Annotated in this window: 19 protein-coding genes and 2 pseudogenes; 9 read left to right on the plus strand and 12 right to left on the minus strand. The window is 68.9% G+C overall.

What is annotated here, in order from left to right:
• Genes LCL61_RS37150 through LCL61_RS37165 form a run of 4 tightly spaced genes read right to left on the minus strand, consistent with a single transcriptional unit; the run spans position 1 to position 2,990 of the window.
• Positions 1-585, minus strand: coding sequence for a DUF4956 domain-containing protein (locus tag LCL61_RS37150; protein ID WP_340684059.1), 585 nt, complete (start codon positions 583-585; stop codon positions 1-3).
• A 57-nt stretch (positions 586-642) separates the two neighbouring features.
• Complete coding sequence (locus LCL61_RS37155) at positions 643-1,308, minus strand: response regulator transcription factor (protein ID WP_340684060.1); 666 nt, start codon at positions 1,306-1,308, stop codon at positions 643-645.
• Complete coding sequence (locus tag LCL61_RS37160) at positions 1,305-2,696, minus strand: HAMP domain-containing sensor histidine kinase (RefSeq protein ID WP_340684061.1); 1,392 nt, start codon at positions 2,694-2,696, stop codon at positions 1,305-1,307. Before LCL61_RS37160 ends, LCL61_RS37155 begins: the two co-directional genes overlap by 4 nt.
• 9 nt (positions 2,697-2,705) lie before the next feature.
• Positions 2,706-2,990, minus strand: coding sequence for a hypothetical protein (locus LCL61_RS37165; protein WP_340684062.1), 285 nt, complete (start codon positions 2,988-2,990; stop codon positions 2,706-2,708).
• A 107-nt stretch (positions 2,991-3,097) separates the two neighbouring features.
• Between LCL61_RS37165 and LCL61_RS37170 the strand changes: the two genes are divergently transcribed.
• Positions 3,098-4,063: a hypothetical protein gene (locus LCL61_RS37170; protein WP_340684063.1), complete on the plus strand. Its 966-nt coding sequence runs from the start codon at positions 3,098-3,100 to the stop codon at positions 4,061-4,063.
• Here the strand turns inward: LCL61_RS37170 and LCL61_RS37175 are convergent, their stop codons facing one another.
• Entirely contained in the window at positions 4,064-4,882 is an 819-nt protein-coding gene (locus LCL61_RS37175) for an NAD(P)H-binding protein (RefSeq protein ID WP_340684064.1), read from the minus strand.
• Positions 4,883-5,030: 148 nt separating this feature from the next.
• Here LCL61_RS37175 and LCL61_RS37180 point away from each other — a divergent pair, with 148 nt between their 5' ends.
• On the plus strand, positions 5,031-6,176 hold the full coding sequence (locus LCL61_RS37180; protein ID WP_340684065.1) for a CoA transferase: 1,146 nt from the start codon (positions 5,031-5,033) through the stop codon (positions 6,174-6,176).
• 157 nt (positions 6,177-6,333) lie between these two features.
• On the opposite strand, the gene LCL61_RS37185 is transcribed toward LCL61_RS37180, so the two are convergent.
• Positions 6,334-6,807, minus strand: coding sequence for a MarR family winged helix-turn-helix transcriptional regulator (locus tag LCL61_RS37185; RefSeq protein ID WP_340684066.1), 474 nt, complete (start codon positions 6,805-6,807; stop codon positions 6,334-6,336).
• A 76-nt stretch (positions 6,808-6,883) separates the two neighbouring features.
• Between LCL61_RS37185 and LCL61_RS37190 the strand changes: the two genes are divergently transcribed.
• The 5 genes from LCL61_RS37190 (at position 6,884) to LCL61_RS37210 (ending at position 9,616) form a co-directional block, all read left to right on the plus strand.
• On the plus strand, positions 6,884-7,657 hold the full coding sequence (locus LCL61_RS37190) for an ABC transporter permease (protein WP_340684067.1): 774 nt from the start codon (positions 6,884-6,886) through the stop codon (positions 7,655-7,657).
• A gap of 127 nt (positions 7,658-7,784) precedes the next feature.
• Positions 7,785-8,366, plus strand: a complete 582-nt coding sequence (locus tag LCL61_RS37195) for a sigma-70 family RNA polymerase sigma factor (protein ID WP_340684068.1) — start codon at positions 7,785-7,787, stop codon at positions 8,364-8,366.
• A complete protein-coding gene (locus LCL61_RS37200) occupies positions 8,357-8,923 on the plus strand; it encodes an Asp23/Gls24 family envelope stress response protein (RefSeq protein ID WP_340684069.1) in 567 nt (188 codons plus the stop codon). The genes LCL61_RS37195 and LCL61_RS37200 overlap by 10 nt, the downstream gene beginning before the upstream one ends.
• On the plus strand, positions 8,913-9,314 hold the full coding sequence (locus LCL61_RS37205; protein ID WP_340684070.1) for an Asp23/Gls24 family envelope stress response protein: 402 nt from the start codon (positions 8,913-8,915) through the stop codon (positions 9,312-9,314). The genes LCL61_RS37200 and LCL61_RS37205 overlap by 11 nt, the downstream gene beginning before the upstream one ends.
• Entirely contained in the window at positions 9,311-9,616 is a 306-nt protein-coding gene (locus tag LCL61_RS37210) for a hypothetical protein (protein ID WP_340684071.1), read from the plus strand. The genes LCL61_RS37205 and LCL61_RS37210 overlap by 4 nt, the downstream gene beginning before the upstream one ends.
• A gap of 59 nt (positions 9,617-9,675) precedes the next feature.
• Here LCL61_RS37210 and LCL61_RS37215 read toward each other — a convergent pair.
• From LCL61_RS37215 to LCL61_RS37230, 4 genes and pseudogenes are all read right to left on the minus strand, one after another.
• Positions 9,676-10,041, minus strand: a pseudogene (locus LCL61_RS37215) (fasciclin domain-containing protein); the annotation flags it as partial.
• A 273-nt stretch (positions 10,042-10,314) separates the two neighbouring features.
• On the minus strand, positions 10,315-10,752 hold the full coding sequence (locus LCL61_RS37220) for a hypothetical protein (RefSeq protein WP_340684072.1): 438 nt from the start codon (positions 10,750-10,752) through the stop codon (positions 10,315-10,317).
• Position 10,753: 1 nt separating this feature from the next.
• Positions 10,754-12,796, minus strand: coding sequence for a Hint domain-containing protein (locus tag LCL61_RS37225; RefSeq protein WP_340684073.1), 2,043 nt, complete (start codon positions 12,794-12,796; stop codon positions 10,754-10,756).
• 118 nt (positions 12,797-12,914) lie between these two features.
• Positions 12,915-14,099: a PQQ-dependent sugar dehydrogenase gene (locus tag LCL61_RS37230; RefSeq protein WP_340684074.1), complete on the minus strand. Its 1,185-nt coding sequence runs from the start codon at positions 14,097-14,099 to the stop codon at positions 12,915-12,917.
• Between the two features lie 327 nt (positions 14,100-14,426).
• Between LCL61_RS37230 and LCL61_RS37235 the strand changes: the two genes are divergently transcribed.
• Positions 14,427-15,584, plus strand: a complete 1,158-nt coding sequence (locus LCL61_RS37235; RefSeq protein ID WP_340684075.1) for a Cys-Gln thioester bond-forming surface protein — start codon at positions 14,427-14,429, stop codon at positions 15,582-15,584.
• Between the two features lie 128 nt (positions 15,585-15,712).
• Here the strand turns inward: LCL61_RS37235 and LCL61_RS37240 are convergent.
• Together LCL61_RS37240 and LCL61_RS37245 are read right to left on the minus strand one after the other, a co-directional pair.
• Positions 15,713-15,814: pseudogene (locus LCL61_RS37240) on the minus strand (AraC family transcriptional regulator); the annotation flags it as partial.
• On the minus strand, positions 15,811-16,122 hold the full coding sequence (locus LCL61_RS37245) for a hypothetical protein (protein ID WP_340684076.1): 312 nt from the start codon (positions 16,120-16,122) through the stop codon (positions 15,811-15,813). The pseudogene LCL61_RS37240 and the gene LCL61_RS37245, both read right to left, overlap by 4 nt.
• 189 nt (positions 16,123-16,311) lie before the next feature.
• Here LCL61_RS37245 and LCL61_RS37250 point away from each other — a divergent pair, with 189 nt between their 5' ends.
• A complete protein-coding gene (locus LCL61_RS37250; protein WP_340684077.1) occupies positions 16,312-17,622 on the plus strand; it encodes a lipase family protein in 1,311 nt (436 codons plus the stop codon).
• Positions 17,623-17,676 lie beyond the last annotated feature (54 nt).

A 17,676-nucleotide genomic window follows, 5' to 3' on the forward strand; every position in this document is an offset into this window, starting at 1 on the left:
TCACCGGTGCCCCGCCGGGGCGCCGTGGACGACGACGGCGGCGTCCGGGCGGAACCGGACGTCGACGACGGTCACCTCACGGACATAGTCTACTTCGGACACACTGTGCCGCACGACCGTTCCGCCGAGCCGCGCCCGCAGTTCCATCAGCATCGTCTGTTCGTCGGGGTACACGGCGTCGAGCACGACCGTGCGCCGCTGCGGGCCGCGCGTGCGCGACGGGTGGTCCGCGACGTACATGACGGCGAGCAGCAGGACGTTGAAGACCGCGACGATCCGCCAGTCCGCGGACGGCAATCCGTTCACCAGCCCCAGCACCAGCGCGACGAAGTAGTACGCGACCTCCTGCTGACTGATCGAATCGGACCGCAGCCGGATGATCGACAGCACGCCGAACAGGCCGAGTCCGAGCGCGCTCGCGGTCGATACGGAGAGCAGCACGGCGACCGAAACGCAGACGCCGACGTTCAGCGCGAGATAGGCGCAGGCGAGGTCACCACGGTGGTGACGACGGGCGTAGATGCCGTACGCGAGGATCACGGCGGCGACGAGATCGACGGCGAGATGAAGCAGTGTCGTGGTCATGAAAACCACTGTGGCGGCAGAAGAAGAGACCGCCGTGAGAGCCGGATGAGAACCGTCTCATCTGGACTCACCGAGCCGATATCCCATGCCCCGCACGGTTTCGATCCGCTCGGCGCCGATCTTCCCGCGCAGGTAACGGATGTAGACGTCCACCACGTTCGATCCGGGGTCGAAGTCGAAACCCCAGACCCCGCCGAGCAACTGTTCCCGGGACAGTACCTGGCCACGATTCCGCAGCAACGTCTCCAGCAGCGCGAACTCGCGGGCGGTGAGGTCCTTCTCCTCCCCCGCCACCGAAACCTTCCGCGTGCGCAGGTCGAGCGAGAGCTCCCCGGCGCGCAGCACCGCCGGCTCGGCTTCGGGATTTCCCCGTAGCCGCAGGCGGATCCGGGCCAGCAGTTCTTCGAAGGCGAACGGTTTGGCCAGATAGTCGTCGGCACCGCCGGACAGCCCGGCCACGCGGTCGACGACGCTGTCCCGCGCGGTCAGGATGATCACCGGCACCGTCCGGCCCGCCGCCCGCAGGGCCCGCAGCAGATCCGAACCATCGAGGTCCGGGAGCCCGAGGTCGAGGACGACCAGGTCGTGCGTGCCGGTCAGCGCCTCGGTCAGCCCCTCGGAGCCGGTCTTGACCCAGCGGGTCGCGAAACCCTGCGCCCGCAGGCCCTTCTCCACGAACGCACCGATCCGGGCGGAATCCTCCACCACGAGCACACTGGTCACCGGTCCGCACCTTCCGCGACGGGGATCTCCATGGTGAACCGCGCGCCTTCGCCGGGCACGGTGTCGAGCAGGACACGGCCACCGTGCGCTTCGGCGATCGCGGCGACGATCGCCAGGCCGAGCCCGGCGCCGTCGTCGCCGTTCGAGTTGCTGCCGCGTTTGAACCGTTCGAAGATCCGGCTTCTCGAGTCCGGCGGGACTCCCTCGCCGGTGTCGCGGACCCAAAGGCGCGCCGTCGTCGCGGTCACCTCGGAACCGAGGGCGATCTCCTGGCCGGGAGAGGTGTGCCGGACGGCGTTGGAGACCAGTTGCAGCAACGCCTGCGCGAGCCGCTGGCCGTCCGCGCGGACCTTCACCTCGGCGACCGCGTCGAGCCGCCAGACGCGGTCGGCCAGCGGACGGGATTTGGCGAGGGTCTCCACCGTGAGATCGGCGAGGTCGGTCTCACCGGGCGTGAGGAAGTCGGGGCTGCCGGACTTCGCGAGGACGAGCAGGTCGTCCACGATCCGTTGCATACGCCCGAGTTCGTCGAGGACCAGATGCCGCGTGGCGGCGTTCTCCTCGGGATCTGCACCCATCAGTTCGATATGGCCGCGGACGATGGTGATCGGCGTGCGCAGTTCGTGCCCGGCGTCGTCGATGAACTCGCGCTGCCCGGCGAAGGCGCTTTCGAGCCGGTCCAGCATCGTGTTGAAGGTGCGCCCGAGCGCGGCGACGTCGTCCGAGCCGCGGACCTCGATCCGGCGCGACAGATCGGTCTCGCCGATCTGCTCGGCGGCCAGCCGGACCTCCCTCACCGGTGCGAGGATGCGGCCGGCGACCAGCCAGCCGATCAGCCCGGCCAGCACGAGCGCGGCCCCGGACATCGCGGCCATCACGCCGACGACGTCGTTGATCTCGCCGGCGGCGTGGTCGACGAACTCGACGATCACCAGCGCGCCGCGGCCCGGCGAGCCCTCGATGGTCACCGGGACGACGCCGTACCGCGCGGATCCGACCGCGGTGGTGACCGTGCCGTACGCCGGGCTCGTCGCCCGGGACAGTTCCGCGACGAACTTCGGGTCGGTGTCGAGCCGGACCGGCGGCTCGATCGCGCTCCGCCTCGACGCGACGCCGTCGCTGATCGAGAAGAACGTCTCGTACTTCTCGGGCAGGTTCCGTTCCAGGTGACGGCCGAGGACCGCCTCGACGGTGGCGGGCTGCCCGGCCGGACGGGCGTCGGGCGACGCCAGGAAGGCCCTGAGCTTGCCGGTCTCGTGCGCGATCTCGTTGTCGAGGCGCTGGTCGAGCTGGTTGTGCAGGACGGTGCGGGTGGCCAGCAGCGATCCGGCGAGCGCGAGCAGCACGACCAGCAGGACCCACGCGAGGATCCGGGCGCGGGCGCTCATCGGCCCGGCTCAGTCGTCGAGGTCGAAGTCGAAATGGTCGTCACCGTCATGGTCGTCACCGGCATGGTCATCGCCATCATCGAGGTCGTCGTCGTGTCCGGCCAGCCGGGGCGGGACGACAGCGGGCGGGGCACCCGCTTCACCCGGCCCTGTGACGGCCTGCCCTGCCGGGGCGACGACCGCCGGGCCGAGGTCGGGTGGCGAGGCCGCGGTGGCCGCGATGACGGCGAACGTGCCGGTGGCCGCCACCACGACGGCGGCGACCCCGGCCAGGACGATCATTCGGACTCGCATACCACCAGGCTGCCCGGCGCGGGTGAGTCACCGATGAGGGCTCGATGAGAACTTTCTCATCGAGCTGTCCAGGGCGTAAGGTCTCCTCGAATCCAAGGGGGAAATCAATGCGTCTTCGTGCTGTGCTCTGTGCTGCCGTGCTCGTGTCCGTCGCCGGGTGCGGAAGCACGCAAAGAACCGGTCAGGTCTCCGCGCCGAGCACCGCGGCTTCGTCGCCGGCGGCGAGCGTGGCCCCCACCGGCGACGAGCAGGCCATCCCGCGCACCCGGATCTCCCTGCCGGTACCGGAAGGCCTGCGGGTGGAGCCGAGCCTGCCCGGCATCGGCCGGTCGAACTCCCGGACCTCCATCGTCGTCACCGAACAGCCCGTGAACGGCAAACCCGTCCGCGAAGTACTGGACGAGGTCGCCGCCGGGATGACCGGTGAGCAGGCCAAACGGCAAGGAATGGAATGGGAGAAACCGGTCGAAACCACGATCGCCGGATTCCCGGCCTTCCTGACCAGCGGCACCCAGACGGTTTCGATGGGCACCTTCCGCAAGGTGAACGGGATTCTCGCGGCCGAGGGCGTGCTGGTGGTCATCACCGGCACCCTCGAACCGGGCGATCCGCTGACAGTCGACGACTTCAAGAAGGTCATCATCGGCGCCCGGTGGAGCGCCGAAGCCGCACCGGGAAGCATCGGTTTCGATCTGACTCCCGCGGAGGGCTACCAGCGGAAGGAATCCACCGCCGCGCTCAGTTTCACCCGAGGCGGGCAGGGCGGCCCCAAACTCGTCGCTGCACCGTCGATGGGGCAGGGCCGGCTTCCGGAGGACAAGCGCGCCTACGCGGTCGACAGGTTCGGGAAAACGCCGTCGGCACCGTCCGCCGACACCGTGACCGAGGTGACGATCGCGGCCCTGTCCGGTTTCGAGATGGTCGGCCGCGACAACAAGGGCAGGACCGCGTACGGCGTCATGACCTTCACCGATACCGGCTACATCTTCGTCGCGGGCGATTTCGATCCGGCGAAACACGGCGACCAGCTTCCCGCCTTCAAGCAGATGGCGCGGTCCTTGGTGCTCAAGTAATCACTTGAAGGCCGCCGCGTTCCGCGCCGCCCAGTCGGCGAAGGTGCGCCCCGGTCGTCCAAGCACCTTCTCGACGTCGGGGCTGACCCGCTGCTCCTCCTCCGTCGGCCTGCCGAGGATCGAAAGCGTGGCCTCCACGACCACCGGCGGCATGAACTCCGACATCGCGGCGCGGGCCTCGTCTTCGCTCAGTTCGGCGAATCGCAGCGGTTCGCCGAGCGCGTCGCCGAGATCCGCCGACTGCCGCCGGGGCGAGATCGGCTCGGGTCCGGTGAGCACGTAGGTCCGGCCGTGATGGCCGGGTTCCCGCAGCACGGCCGCCGCGACGTCGGCGATGTCCGCCGGGTCGATGACGGGCAGCGCGACGTCGCCGAACGGCGCGGCGACGACCCGATCGGCCCGGATCGCCGGCGCCCACTGGAAGGCGTTCGACGCGAAGCCTCCCGGCTGCAGGACCGTCCACTTCGGACTCGCCGCCTTGACCGCCTCCTCGAACGCGGGCGCGTGCCGCCCGGTCGCGACCCCTTGGGAGGACAGGAGCACGATCTCGGCTTCACCGGCGGCAGCGACGACCTCGGCGACGCCACCGCCCGCCGCCAGGAATTCTCCCGACGTCAGAAGGAAAACCCGGTCCGCTCCGGCGAAGATCTCCTTGAGTCCTTCAGTACGGGCGAGATCGGCCCGCACGGTCCGCACGCCCTCCGGCACGTCCGACGGCGAGATCCGGCGCGACACCGCCGTCACTTCTTCTCCTGCGGCGACAAGGTTTTCCACCAGCGGCCGTCCTACGTTCCCGGTCGCTCCGGTCACCACGATCATGGTCACTCCTCGGTTCGCGTTTCGTTGACGCGACCGAAGCTACCTTCCGGGTGATAGTAGGTACCTAGAGGAAAGTAATGGGAAAACCGCCCTTTCGTGAGCGCGATCACAACTTCGAAGACGCGAACGGCCGCTTAGGGTCGGGCACATGCCCGAAACCGCTCTCGGTCCGCTGCGCGTCCTCGACTTCTCGCGGGTGCTCGCCGGCCCGTTCGCCACCATGCTGCTGGCCGACCTCGGCGCGACGGTGATCAAGGTCGAGCGGCCGGGCACCGGCGACGACACCCGCAGCTGGGGACCGCCCTACGACGCCGCCGGTCAGGCGACGTACTTCCAGTCGGTGAACCGGAACAAGACGAGCGTGGCGCTGGACCTCGGCGATCCCGACGATCTCGCCCAGGCCCGCGCGCTCGCGCTGGATGCCGACGTCGTGGTCGAGAACTTCCGGCCCGGCGTGATGGATCGGCTCGGACTCGGCCCGGAGGTCCTGCTGGCGGCGAATCCCGGCCTCGTCCTTTGCTCCATCACGGGTTTCGGCTCCGGCGGCGGCGCCGCGCTGCCCGGTTACGATCTGCTCATCCAGGCCGTCGGCGGGCTGATGAGCATCACCGGCGACCCGGCGGGCGAGCCGCAGAAGGTCGGCGTCGCACTCGTCGACGTCCTGGCCGGGCTGTTCGCGAGCGTCGGCATCCTCGCCGCCCTGCGCCATCGCGACCGGACCGGGCAGGGGCAGCGGGTCGAGATCAACCTGCTGTCCAGCCTGCTCGCGGCGCTGGTCAACCAGGGCAGCGCCTACACCTCCGGAGGGACGGTCCCGGCGCGGATGGGCAACCGGCATCCCAGCATCGCGCCCTACGAACTCGTCCCCTGCGCCGATCACGAACTCGCGCTCGCCGTCGGCAACGACCGGCAGTTCGCGGCGTTGTGCGAGGTCATCGGCCTGCCGGAGCTCGCGGGCGACACCCGGTTCGCGACCAATCCGGCACGCGTCGAGCACCGGGCCGAGCTCCGCGCGCTGCTCGAAGAGCACCTCGGCAAGCGCCCGGCGGCCGAGTGGGCGGCGGAGTTGAGCGCCGCCGGAGTGCCTGCCGGGGAGGTCAACGACATCGCGGGCGCGTTCGCGCTGGCCGAACGGCTCGGACTGAGCCCGACGGTGGATCTCCCGCGGCCCGACGGCACGTCGGTGCGGCTGACTCGCAACCCGATCGGGTTGTCGGCGACGCCGCCGCGCTACGAGACCGCACCGCCGGACGACCCCGGGCAACTCACCCTTCCCCTGCCCGGCTGGAGCTGACGGGGAGGCGTCAGCGGACCGCCGAATCTGCGGATCAAGCTGCGCGATCAGATGTTCCGGCGGCGGCTTCTGCCGCGCTCGATGCCGTGGGTGACCGACAAGCCGGCCACCGGCATCACCCTCGACGAGTACCCCGCGCTCGCCCGTCAGAGCTGATTCAGAGCGGCGGCGCGGCACCATGGCCGCGCTCGTCCCCGGCTCCGTGCTCGGCGACCTGGAGCAGCAGTCCCGCCGCCACCCGCACGATCTCCCGTTCGGCTGGGGTCAGCGCTTCGCCGAGCGCCTGGGCCAGCCAGCGGTTGCCGTCCCGCACATGCTCTCGCAGGGCCTCTCGGCCGGCCTCGGTGATCACGATCCGCTGAGCCCGCCGGTCATGCTCGTCGGGGCGCCGGGCCACGCGGCCTTCGGCTTCGAGCGCGTTCAGCACCCTGGTCAGCGACTGCGGCTGCAATCCCTCGATCGCGGCGAGCGCACTGACGGTCAGCGGCCCGCTGTGCCGCAGGTTCGCCAGCACCGACGCGGCCAGCCTGCTCAGGCTCCGGTCTTCGCCGGGTTGCTCGGCCCGGAGACGGGACGACAACCGCGAAACGGCCCAGCGCACCGATTCGGCGGTCTGCGTGGCTTCACTCACGATACAACGCTAGCACTTGCCTTTTTTGCAGGAAACCCAGGACCGATACAGGAATAAGCAAGCGTACGCTTTCTATATGCCTCCGAGTCCATGGCGAGTGTTCTGGGGACTGCTGGAACACGATCTGCTCATCACCCGGAAGCAGCTCGGCGGGGTGTTGGCGCAGGTGCTCATGCAACCCCTGCTGATGCTCCTGGTGTTCGGGAAGGTCCTCGGCGCGCTCGGCTACACCCCGCCCGGCTACGCGCGGTTGCTCCTGCCCGGCCTCGTCGCGCTGAACGCCTTCTTCGCCGCCGCCCAGAACGCGTCCTTCCCGCTCGCCATGGAATTCACCACCCGCACCATCGAGAACAGGCTGCGGGCGCCCGTGCCGCTCGCCTGGATCGTCGTCGAGCGGATCTTCGCGGCGGCGTCGCGGGGACTGGTCACGGCCGTTCTCATGGTCCCGGTCGGCGCGCTCGTACTCGGCGAGCTGTCCTGGCGGACGGCCGGTCTCCCGGCGGCGCTGGGGTACACCGTGCTCGGCGCGCTGGCCGGAGGCGCGGCCGGGGTGACGATCGGCTCACTCGTCTCCCCCGCCCGGATCGGGATCACCTTTTCCCTCGTGATGCCGCCGCTGCTGTTCACCGGCTCCGCCCAGTTCCCCTTCCCCGAACTCGCCGCGGTCCCCTGGTTCCGGGCGTTGTGCGCGCTGAACCCGATGACCTACGTCAGTGAGGGCCTGCGTGGCGCGCTGACGCCGCAGATCGCCCATCTGCCCGGATGGCTCTGCGCGCTCGCGCTGGCCTTGGCGCTGATCGTGCTCACCCCCGCGGGTCTCTGGGCGTTCCGGCGGCGGGCGATCACCTGACTTCGGCGTGCGCCATCCGCGGCGCCGTGGTCGGCTGGGTTTCCCGCGTGACGTTTCCGGGGAAGCCGTGTCTTACATGGTGATGTGAAGGGAGCTTCGGCATGACGGCGCTGCACAGGTGCGCTCGATGACGACTTCGGAGAGAACCGAACCGCTCGCGGCCGGCGAAACGGTGCTGGACGACGCGACGTTGGTCGCGCGTGCCCGCGACGGCGAGATCCGCGCGTACGAGCAGCTCGTCCTGCGGTTCCAGGGGCCGATGTACCGGCTGGCGCTGCGGATGCTCGGGAACAAAGGGGACGCCGAGGATGTCGTCCAGGAGGTGTTCCTCGTCGCCTGGCGACGGCTCGACCAGCTGCAGGAGGACGCGGCGTTCGTCGGCTGGCTCTACCGGATGACGACCAACCGGTGCCTGAACGTGATCCGCGCCAGGAAGCCGGTGGCCGACGTCGAACTGGACCAGCAGGAGTCCGCCGGTTCGGCGGGGCGGCCGGATCGCGCGGCCGAGACGAGCGCGCAGATGACGGCCCTGACCGGGGCGTTGGACCAGCTGACCGCCGAGCAACGGGCCTGCTGGCTGTTGCGCGAGGTCCACGGGCGCTCCTACGAGGAGATCGCGAAGGCGATCGGGGCGACCACCACCGCGGTGCGCGGACGCATCGCGCGAGCACGAGCACAGTTGGCGGAGGTGATGGCGCCATGGCGATGAACCACACGACCCGGGACTACCTGCTGCCGTGCGGCCGTGATGTGGAACAGATCTGGGACCGGCTCGACGAGGTCGACGCCGGGCGGGCGGACACGCACGAACTCGACTGCCCGCACTGCCGGGCGACCCGCGAGAGCCTCCGGGTGCTGCGCGGGCTGACCAGGGAACTGGCCGAAGACGACGCCGAGCCCTCGCCGGATCTCACCAGCCGGATCATGTCCGCGATCCGCGCCGAGGTGCGGCGCCGGGACCTGGTGCCGCTGGCCAGCCCGGAACCGGGCGACGTGCAGGTGAGCGATCAGGCGGTCGCGGCGGTACTGCGGTTCGCCGCGGACTCCGTGGACGGTGTCCGCGCGCGGCGTTGCCGGGTCCACCGGTCGGGCGAAGACACCGACGCGCTGGCCGTGGACGTGGAGCTGAGCCTGGCGATCGCGCATGATTTCGACGGTGACTCGCTGGACCTGGTCCGCGAGCGGGTCACGGCGGCGGCCGGCGCCAGGGTGGGTCTCCGGCTGGCCCGGCTCGATCTGGTGGTGGAGGACATCTATGACGCGTGAGCAGGCCCCGGCAAGACCATCGGTCGAGACGGTGATCTCCCCTCCGGTGATCGCGGCGGTCGCCGCGCACGCCGCGGCCCGGGTCCCCGGCGTGGTCCGCCTGGAACCCGGATTGCGCGGGCTGGCCGGCTCGCTGACCCGGATCGCGCGGCAGCGGATCAAGGGCCTCGATCCGGCGCCGACGGAAGGAGTCCGCGCGTTCGTCGAGCACGATCCGCCGGACGTCCGGGTGGAGATCGACCTCTCGCTCTCCGGGCTGGACCAGGCCGCGGCGACAGCGCAGGCGGTACAGCGTGCCGTCGGCAAGGCGGTCACCGAGGCGACAGGGCTCACCCCGTCGGCCGTCTCGGTGTCCATTTTGGACATCGAAATCCGTGGAGGACTGTTGTGACCGCACGTTCCGAATTGACCGCGTCGCTGCTGAGCACGCTCCGCGAGGTGCCGGGGCTCCGCGCGGCGACCCCGTCCACCACGGCCGCCGCCTCGGCGGTGCCGTGGGACCTCGACGTGATGGCCGTCGACATCTCCGAGAACGTCGTCGAGATCCGCGTGGTCGCGCTGGAGGTGCCGATCCCGCCGCTCACGGAGGTCGCCGGGGCCGCCCTGCGCACGGTGCTCACCGGAACCCCGTGGGAGAACGCGAGCCTGCGGATCGTCGTGACCGACGTGGACGCCGCCGCACTCGTTCCCTGACACGCAGATCGCGGTGGCCACGCCCGAAAGCGTGGCCACCGCGATCAGGGTGTGGGGACCTAGTTCTTGTTGGTGCCCGGGGTCAGCACCTTGTCGATGACGAAGACGGTGGCGTTCTTGGTGGGGATGTTGCCGCACAGCACCTTCGCGCCGTTGACGGTCATGTTCTCGCCGGAGCCCTCGATCTTGACCGGGCCGCCCGCGGTGTTCAGGCTCTCCACGGACTTGGCGGACTCCAGGCCCTTGGCGTCGTAACGCTTGCCGACGACGTGGTACTGCAGGATCGGGGCCAGCTCGTCCGGCTTGCCCGCCAGCTCGGCGAACTTGGCGTCACCCAGTGCCTGGAAGGCGGGGTCCGCCGGGGCGAACACGGTGATGGCCTGCTGGCTGTTGAGCGTGTCCACCAGGTTGGTGGCCTTCACCGCNTGTCGAGTGCGGTGGGCGGTCCGCTCATGGCCGCCTTCGATCGTGCCGCTCTTGATGCTGTCGTGAGTGGCGTTTCGGGCCAGAACCCGAAACGCCACTCACGACCAACCCGAACCACCACACTGCGACTTACCTGACCCGCGGGTACGCAACTTTGCCGGGGCCCTGACCTTCAGGGTAGGCAAGGAGGCCTTCACCACCACCTGGGTCGATCACTTCAGCTGACGGTGCGAAAGTGGCTTTCGCGACACGCGCCACATTTGCCTTACCCCTCAGTAAGCGTTGTCCTCTGCCCAGACGGCGGCGTAGTCAGCGCAGACCACCACGACCGATCCGCCGATCAGCTGGATCTCGTGACGGCAGCCACGCTCGTGCGGCAAGGTCTCGTCGAGCTGGACCGGCCCCTCACCGGAGTCGACGTTCAGCTCGGTGACCTGGCGATACGTGATCGTCAGGACGGTCGGCATGCCTTCGCGCCACGCGAGCCTCGCGGTCACCGTCAGCTGCCGGTTCTCGCGGGAGAAGCCGATCGAAGTGAGGTACAGATCCTTGATGCAGCGGTCGCCGACGAAGCTGTAGTGATCCGGATCGGTGGCGAACGCCGCGGCGCCGGGCGGCAGGTCCGCCGCGAGCCGGGGCAGGCGCTCCAGGTACTCGGAGGGGTCGAGGAAGAATCCGTTCTCCTCCTGGACGATCTTGACGTAGTCCATCTCAGCAATTCCCCCGAGCGACCCTGGCACGTTTCCAGGCGTCACCCTTGATGTCGTCGTCAGGCTTCAGCCTCTGGCTGCGCCGCATGTAGTCGATCGCATACCCCTTGAGCACGGATTCGAGCTGCGCGGGCGGGTTGGTGGGCACCGGCAGGCCGTGCTTGGGGAACCAGCCGTTCGAACCGAAGAAACCGTACTCGACACCCTTGTAGTAGACGTGGATCTCGAACTCCGACCGGCCCGCCGTGTCGAAGCGGTCGATCCGGCCGGTGTAGTCACCGAAGAACTTGAGCGGGTCGAGTTCGCCGCCCTGGTTGTGCACAAGGACAGACGTCGGGCCGGCGAGGACCTGGAAGGTGTGCGGTCCTGCCACCGAGAGGTTGAAGACCGAGGTGTCGTCCTCGTAGGACCGAACGGTCTCGACACGGACCTGCGCACCGTCGCTTGTGGACAGGGCTTGCCCCGGGCGCACCCAGGCCGCCTCGACCCAGGCCCGCTTTTCCGGGTCCCAGAACAGGTGGTTGTCCGTGGCTGTCACCTCGCCACCGCGAACGGTCAGCCGGTACAACAGTTTCTCGCCGTGCCCTACGATCCTCGCGAGTACCGGGACCTCGACCTGCCTTCCGGTGTACGGATCGACGGCCAGGATCCGGTCACCGGGTGAGATCCCCTCGATCGCCCGGGCGGTGCGGTCGGCCATGAGCACCCGGGTGCCCGCCGCGAAACTGTTCGTGGCCCGCCCGCAGTTGTTGACCGCGTCGCGACGCTGCCCGAGGTCGTCGACGATGCGGGTGACCTCGACCTGCCCGATCGCGCTCGCCAGAACGGAAACCGCCGCGATACTCTGGATCTGGTACTGCACAGGCACTCCGCCCGCGGCCCGCGAACGCGCTTCCGCGTCGGCCTTCTTCTGCGCTTCGACGCTGGCGAAGACACCACCGGCCGCGCCGTTGACGCAGCTGACCGAACCGGCGCCGTTCACTGGGAGGGTCGTCGCGCTCTGGCAGCTTCCCGCTGGACGGCCGTCGATCGTGACGTTCGCGGTCATGGTGGCGTTGACCTGGCCGGTGACCTTCCCTCCGCTGTTCGCTGACGCGGAATTGCTCACGTTCGCGGTCACCGTGCAACCGCCCGCGCCGCAGGACACGGTGGCCGAGCCGTTGACGTCGAACCGCACCCCGGTGTCGACCGCGCTGGTCAGCTTCCGGGCGTTGGCCATGAGGTCGTCGTAGACGGCGTCGGTGTCTTCGGGCGACAAGGCATCCACATCGGACTCGCCGAGCCCGCCCGGCGACTGCTGCTCCGCCGCGGGTCGCGGTGCCACCGACGGCAGCGTCGGGATTCGTGGCAGGGAAGGCATGGACGGTATCCCGCCGGGCATCTTCACGGAATAGCGGAGAAGGCGGTGCGGTGCCTCCTTCGAGACGTACAGGTCACCCGCGGGCGTGCTCGCCTTGAGCGCCGGAACGTCCCGGACGGTCTCGTCCTGGTCCCCGGGAATCTCGTCCGCCTGGTCCAGCGCCGCGCGCAACCGGGCGGCGAGCTTCTCCGGGGATTCGAACTGCTGCAGAGCCGGGCCGAACAGCGCGTCCTCGCCGGTCATCCACCGGTCCTTGAGCTCGTCGGTCCCGCCGGCGTCCGCCATCGCCCCGGGCAGCATGCCGTCCGGCGCCTTGAAGTAGACCTTGCCGCCGACGACCAGGATGTCGATCTTCTTGCCCTGGAAGGACAACGTGCCGGACGTCTCGCCGTACGCGGTGGTCTTGACGTCCGTCTTGATCATCCCGCCGACGGTGGAAGTGCTGTTCCGGACGGCGGGCGCCGAAGAAAGGCCGGCGAGTGCCTGCTCGAAGGGTTCGCGGCCCGCCTTCGACGGCCACAACAGCCAGGTCGTCAGACCCGCGAGGAGCACCAGCACCAGTCCGGCGATCCCGCCGAACAGCAGCCACCGGGGTTTCCGGGCGGGCGGCGCCGGTACCGGTTGCGGGACCCAGCCCTGCGGCGGCGGCCACTGCGCGCCTCCGGGTGGGAATGATTGCTCCACGTCGCCCTCCATCACTGTTTTCACCGGACGACCTCACGCTATGGAGGGATGATGAAAACTTGATGAAACGCGATCGGGTGCCCCGGCCGCGCCGGGCGGACGCGGCCGGGGAGTCTCGTCAGCCCTTGCGCGCGAACGAGATCCGGTGCAGTCCGCCGGGCTGTTCGTCGGCCAGGTACAGCTCGCCGTTCTGGTCGGTGCCGAACGTGGTGGCGTCGAGCGGGAATTCGCCGATCCGGGCGCTTTCGTAGGTGCCGTCGGTCTTCTTGCGGACGGCCCAGGCCGTCCCCTGGCAGAAGTCGGTGGCGAGATAGGTCCCGCCCGCCAGTGCCGCGTACTTCTTGCCGCGGTAGACGTGCCCGCCGATCACCGCGCAGCCTTCCGCACCGGAGATGTAGTGGAAGACCGGATCGGTGTAGGTCACGCCGTCCTCGCAGCGCGTCTCGTCGAACACGACCGGCCCCTCTTTGCAGGACCAGCCGAAGTTCGCGCCGCCCTTGCCCTTGGCGAGGTGGTCGACCTCCTCGAACCGGCCCTGGCCGACGTCGCCGATCCACAGCGAACCGTCGGCGGGGTCGAAGGAGAACCGCCACGGATTGCGGAGCCCGTACGACCAGATCTCCGGACGCGCGCCCGCGACGCCGACGAACGGATTGCCTGCCGGGACGCAGTACTTCAGCGGACGGCACGCGCGGTTCACGTCGATACGCAGGATCTTGCCCAGCAACGTGTCCAGGCGCTGCCCACTGGCCAGCGGATCGCCGCCTCCGCCGCCGTCACCGATCCCCCAGTACAGATACCCGTCCGGACCGAACGCCAGCTGGCCGCCGTTGTGGTTGGGGAACTCGGGATGCGGCTGGGTGATCAGCTCGGTGAGCTCGCCGGTGTCCAGCCGGACGCGGGACAGCGTCACCGCGCTGTCGGACTTGCGGGTGTACGCGACGTAAGCCCGCCTGTCCTTGGCGATCGCCAGGCCGAGCAACCCGCGCTCGACGTCCGCGCCGTTCACCTTGTCGCTGATGTCCAGAACCGGTTTGGCGGCGAGCCCGGTCCGGGGATGGTAGGCCCGGACGACGCCTCTCTTCTCCACGATGAGGATCCGGCCGCTCCCGTCGTTCAGCGCCGTGATCGCGGTCGGATTGATCAGCCCGGACGCGACCTTGGTCGCCGTGGCGGTCAGCTCGCCGAGCGGAACACCCCGCGTTTCCCGGGGTTCCGCACTACTCGCGGTCGGGAGCAGCGCGCCCGCCAAGGCGAGTCCGGCCACCAGGGACAACCCCCGGCGGAGGTGCCGTCGCGTCATGAGGGACTCCAATCGCCAGTGAATGGTCTGGTCCAATTCAACAGTGACCGGAGGAGCGCCGGTACCTCCATTCGCGAGCTTTCCGTCGGTTTCTTTCCCCCGGAGAATCGTTCTCCACCCGCCCAAGATCGTTTCCCTGGCGTTCACCCTTCGTTCGGGGCAATTCGGACATCGGCCATACCCCTGAGTAGCGACTTGTGAGACCTCTGTATGCTCCGCTCTCGCTCGATGGGATTAGTTATCCCCCGATCGGGCGAGCCGTTGCGGTCGGGGCCTGTGGTCGCACGCGGCGCTGGCATTCGTGGTCCGTATTCGGATGGGAGACACATGCACGGCAGGTCAGTTCTGGTTCGCGGCGGGATCGCGGTGGCCACCGCGGCCGTCGCGCTGACGATGGCCGCTCCGGCCGCCCTCGCCGACGACGGCGCGGCGCGCGGCCGGGTCGTCCAAAAAGAGGGCAACGGCGGGTTCGGCGTCAACTTCGAGAACGGCAAGCCCGCCGACACGGTGCTGTTCACGCTGAAGCTGTCGGACGGCAGCAAGCTCAAGATGTACTGCGTGCAGGTCGAGGTCGGCATGCGCACCGATCAGGACATGATCGAACGTCCGTGGAACAAGTACCCGGACACCAACTCGCCGTTCAACAAGAACAGCGCGAAGCTCAACTGGGTGCTGCACCACGGCTACCCGGCGGCGTCGGTCAAGGCGCTCGAGGGCACGCTCGGCAAGAGCGACGTCAAGCTCAACGGCGGCCTCTCCGTCAAGGAGGCCATCACCGCGACGCAGGCCGCGGTCTGGCACTTCAGTGACGGCAAGGACCTGAAGCGCGCCAACCCGATTTCGGGCGGCGCCGCGGAAGACTCCGCCGATGTGCTGGCCCTCTACGACTACCTCGTCGGCAAGGACAACGCCGGCATCGGCCAGCAGCCGAAGCCGACCCTGAACATCGGCCCGGCCAAGGCCGACGGCGCCACCGGTACCCGGATCGGCCCGTTCAGCGTCGCCACGAGCGGTGACATCACCGAGCTGACGAGCAAGCTGCCCGAGGGCGTCAAGGTCGCCGACGCCGACGGCAAGGAGATCAAGGCCGCCGACGTCAAGGACGGCACCAAGGTCTACGTCGACGTCCCCAAGGACGCCAAGGACGGCTCCGGCTCGTTCTCGCTGAAGGTCAGCGGCCACCTCGACACCGGCCGCCTGTTCGTGGGCGAGAACTACGACAAGGTGCCCGCCCAGTCCCTGATCGTCGCGGAGTCCGAGAAGACCTCGGTCGTCGCGAACGCGACCGCGAGCTGGAAGCAGGGCGGCGCGCCCGTCACCGAAACCCCGGCCCCCACCACCCCCGGTGGCGCCGAATCGGGTGGCGGCGACGAGCTGGCCAACACCGGTGCTTCCGCGACCATGCCGCTGATCATCGGCGGCGCGCTCCTCGGCGCGGGTGTGCTGATGGTGCTGCTGGTGCGCCGTCGCCGTAGCGAGGCGTAAGAAGCGAACGACGAGCGGGGCCGGTCCTTTGTGGACCGGCCCCGCTTTCGCGTCCACCGCTCGTAGTGCGTGCCCGGCGTATGCCCGAAGGCGCGGCGGAAGACGTCGATGAACGCGCTGGTGGACGACCAGCCGCAAGCATGCGCCACCGCGGCCACCGGGGTGTCCTCGGCCAAAAGGACCAAAGCGCGGCAGAGCAACAGCTGCGTGCGCCATTGCGGGAAGGTCATGCCGAGGTCGGCTTTGAAGAGCCGCGCCAGGGTGCGCGCAGCCGCGGGTCGGCGGGCGTCGGCAGGTGCAGAGGTTGCTGCGGCGAGACGCGAAGCCGATCGAGCAGTACCGCGCGCAGCCGCCGTCGTTCCGGGGTGTCGTCGTGCGGCGGATCGGTATAGGCGCGGATGAGTTCGCGCAGGAGCGGTCCGACGGCCAGCACGCTCGGTTCGTTCAGCCGCAACGGGTTCACGGTGGCGGGCAGGCCGACGAGGCGGAGTTCGAGGTCGCCGTGCGCCTGATGGGCGTGCACGGTCCCGGCGGGCACCCAGATGACACTGCCGCTTTGTGCTTAATCACAACCCGGACCCTGCCCGAGCCGTGCCCCGTCCAAACGCGAGCGGAAGAAAGGTCAATCTCGCGCAATTAATCATGTACGAGCCTGTACATCATCAGTTACCGACTGGTAGGTTCCGGGCATTCAAACGTGCTCCACTTCATGATTCAAAGGGGAGTCATGACCCGAAAGCCCGCTCGGCTGCTGGCCGTCGCGATCGCCGTCATCGTCGGTTTCGCCGCCGCGCCCGCCGCCTCCGCCGCCCCCGCCACCGATCCGTTCTACAGCTACAGCGGCAGCGATCCGCTGTCGTCGTACAGCCCCGGGACCGTGTTGAAGACCCGGACGCTGAATTACCACGTCGTCGGTATTTCCACGCCACTCAAGGTGACCCAGTTGCTGTACCGGTCCACGGACGCGCAGGGGAAACCGTCCGCCAACGTCACCTCGGTACTGCGGAGCCTTACCGGCGACAGCACCAAAGCCGTTTCGTACCAATCGTTCTATGATTCGCTCAACCCCGAGCACGGCCCGTCGAGGGCGATCGCCGGTGACGTCTCGCTCGGCGGCCTGATCGCCAACGCGGAGTCGCTGTTCATCGCGCCCGCCTTGCTGCTGGGCTACAACGTCGTCATTCCCGACACCGAAGGCCAGAAAGCGAACTTCGCCGCCGGGCCGGAATACGGGACGAACACCCTGGACTCGATCCGAGCCGCGACGCGGGCTCCGGGAACGGGAATGAACGACAAGACCCGGTTCGGTCTCATCGGCTATTCGGGTGGTGCCATCGCGACCGGCTGGGCAGCCGCGCTCGCGCCGGATTACGCGCCCGAGGTCAACAAGAACCTCGTCGGTTTCACCGAAGGCGGAGTGCTCGTCAAACCGTCGCACAATCTGAAGTACGTCAACGGCAGCGTCGCGTGGACCGGGGTCATTCCGATGGCACTCATCGGCGTCTCGCGTTCCTTCGGCATCGATCTCAAACCGTACGCGAATTCTTATGGCCTTCAGGTGCTCAAGGAGATGGAAAAGGCGTCGATCGTCGACGCGCTCGGCCGGTATCCCGGGCTGACGTGGGAGAAGTTCGTCAAGCCCGAGTACGTCAACCCGAACAAGGTGCTGCCGTACGTCGAGGCCGTGAACAAGATCAACCTCGGTTCCGCGCCGACGCCCACCGTGCCCGGCTACATCGCGCAGGGCAACAACGGTGTCGTGGAAGGCACTTTCGGCAACCCGCCGGGGATCGGGACCGGCGACGGGGTGATGGTCGCCGGTGACGTGCGCTCGCTCGCGCGGCAGTACTGCGACACCGGCAACAAGTCGATCAAGTACGACCAGTACAACACGCTGAGCCACGTCGGGGCGGCCGTCGCCTGGGCGCCGCAGGCCATCGGCTGGCTCAACGACCGGTTCGCGGGCAAGACCGCGCCGTCCAGCTGCGGGAAGATCGCGCCCGGCAACTCCCTTGCCCCGGAGGTGCCGGTCAGCTGACCTCTCGGTCCGTGAAGGCCTCCTTCCCTACTCTCAAGGTAGGAGATCGGAAGA

Source organism: Amycolatopsis coloradensis, assembly GCF_037997115.1.
Classification (GTDB): Bacteria; Actinomycetota; Actinomycetes; order Mycobacteriales; family Pseudonocardiaceae; genus Amycolatopsis; species Amycolatopsis coloradensis_A.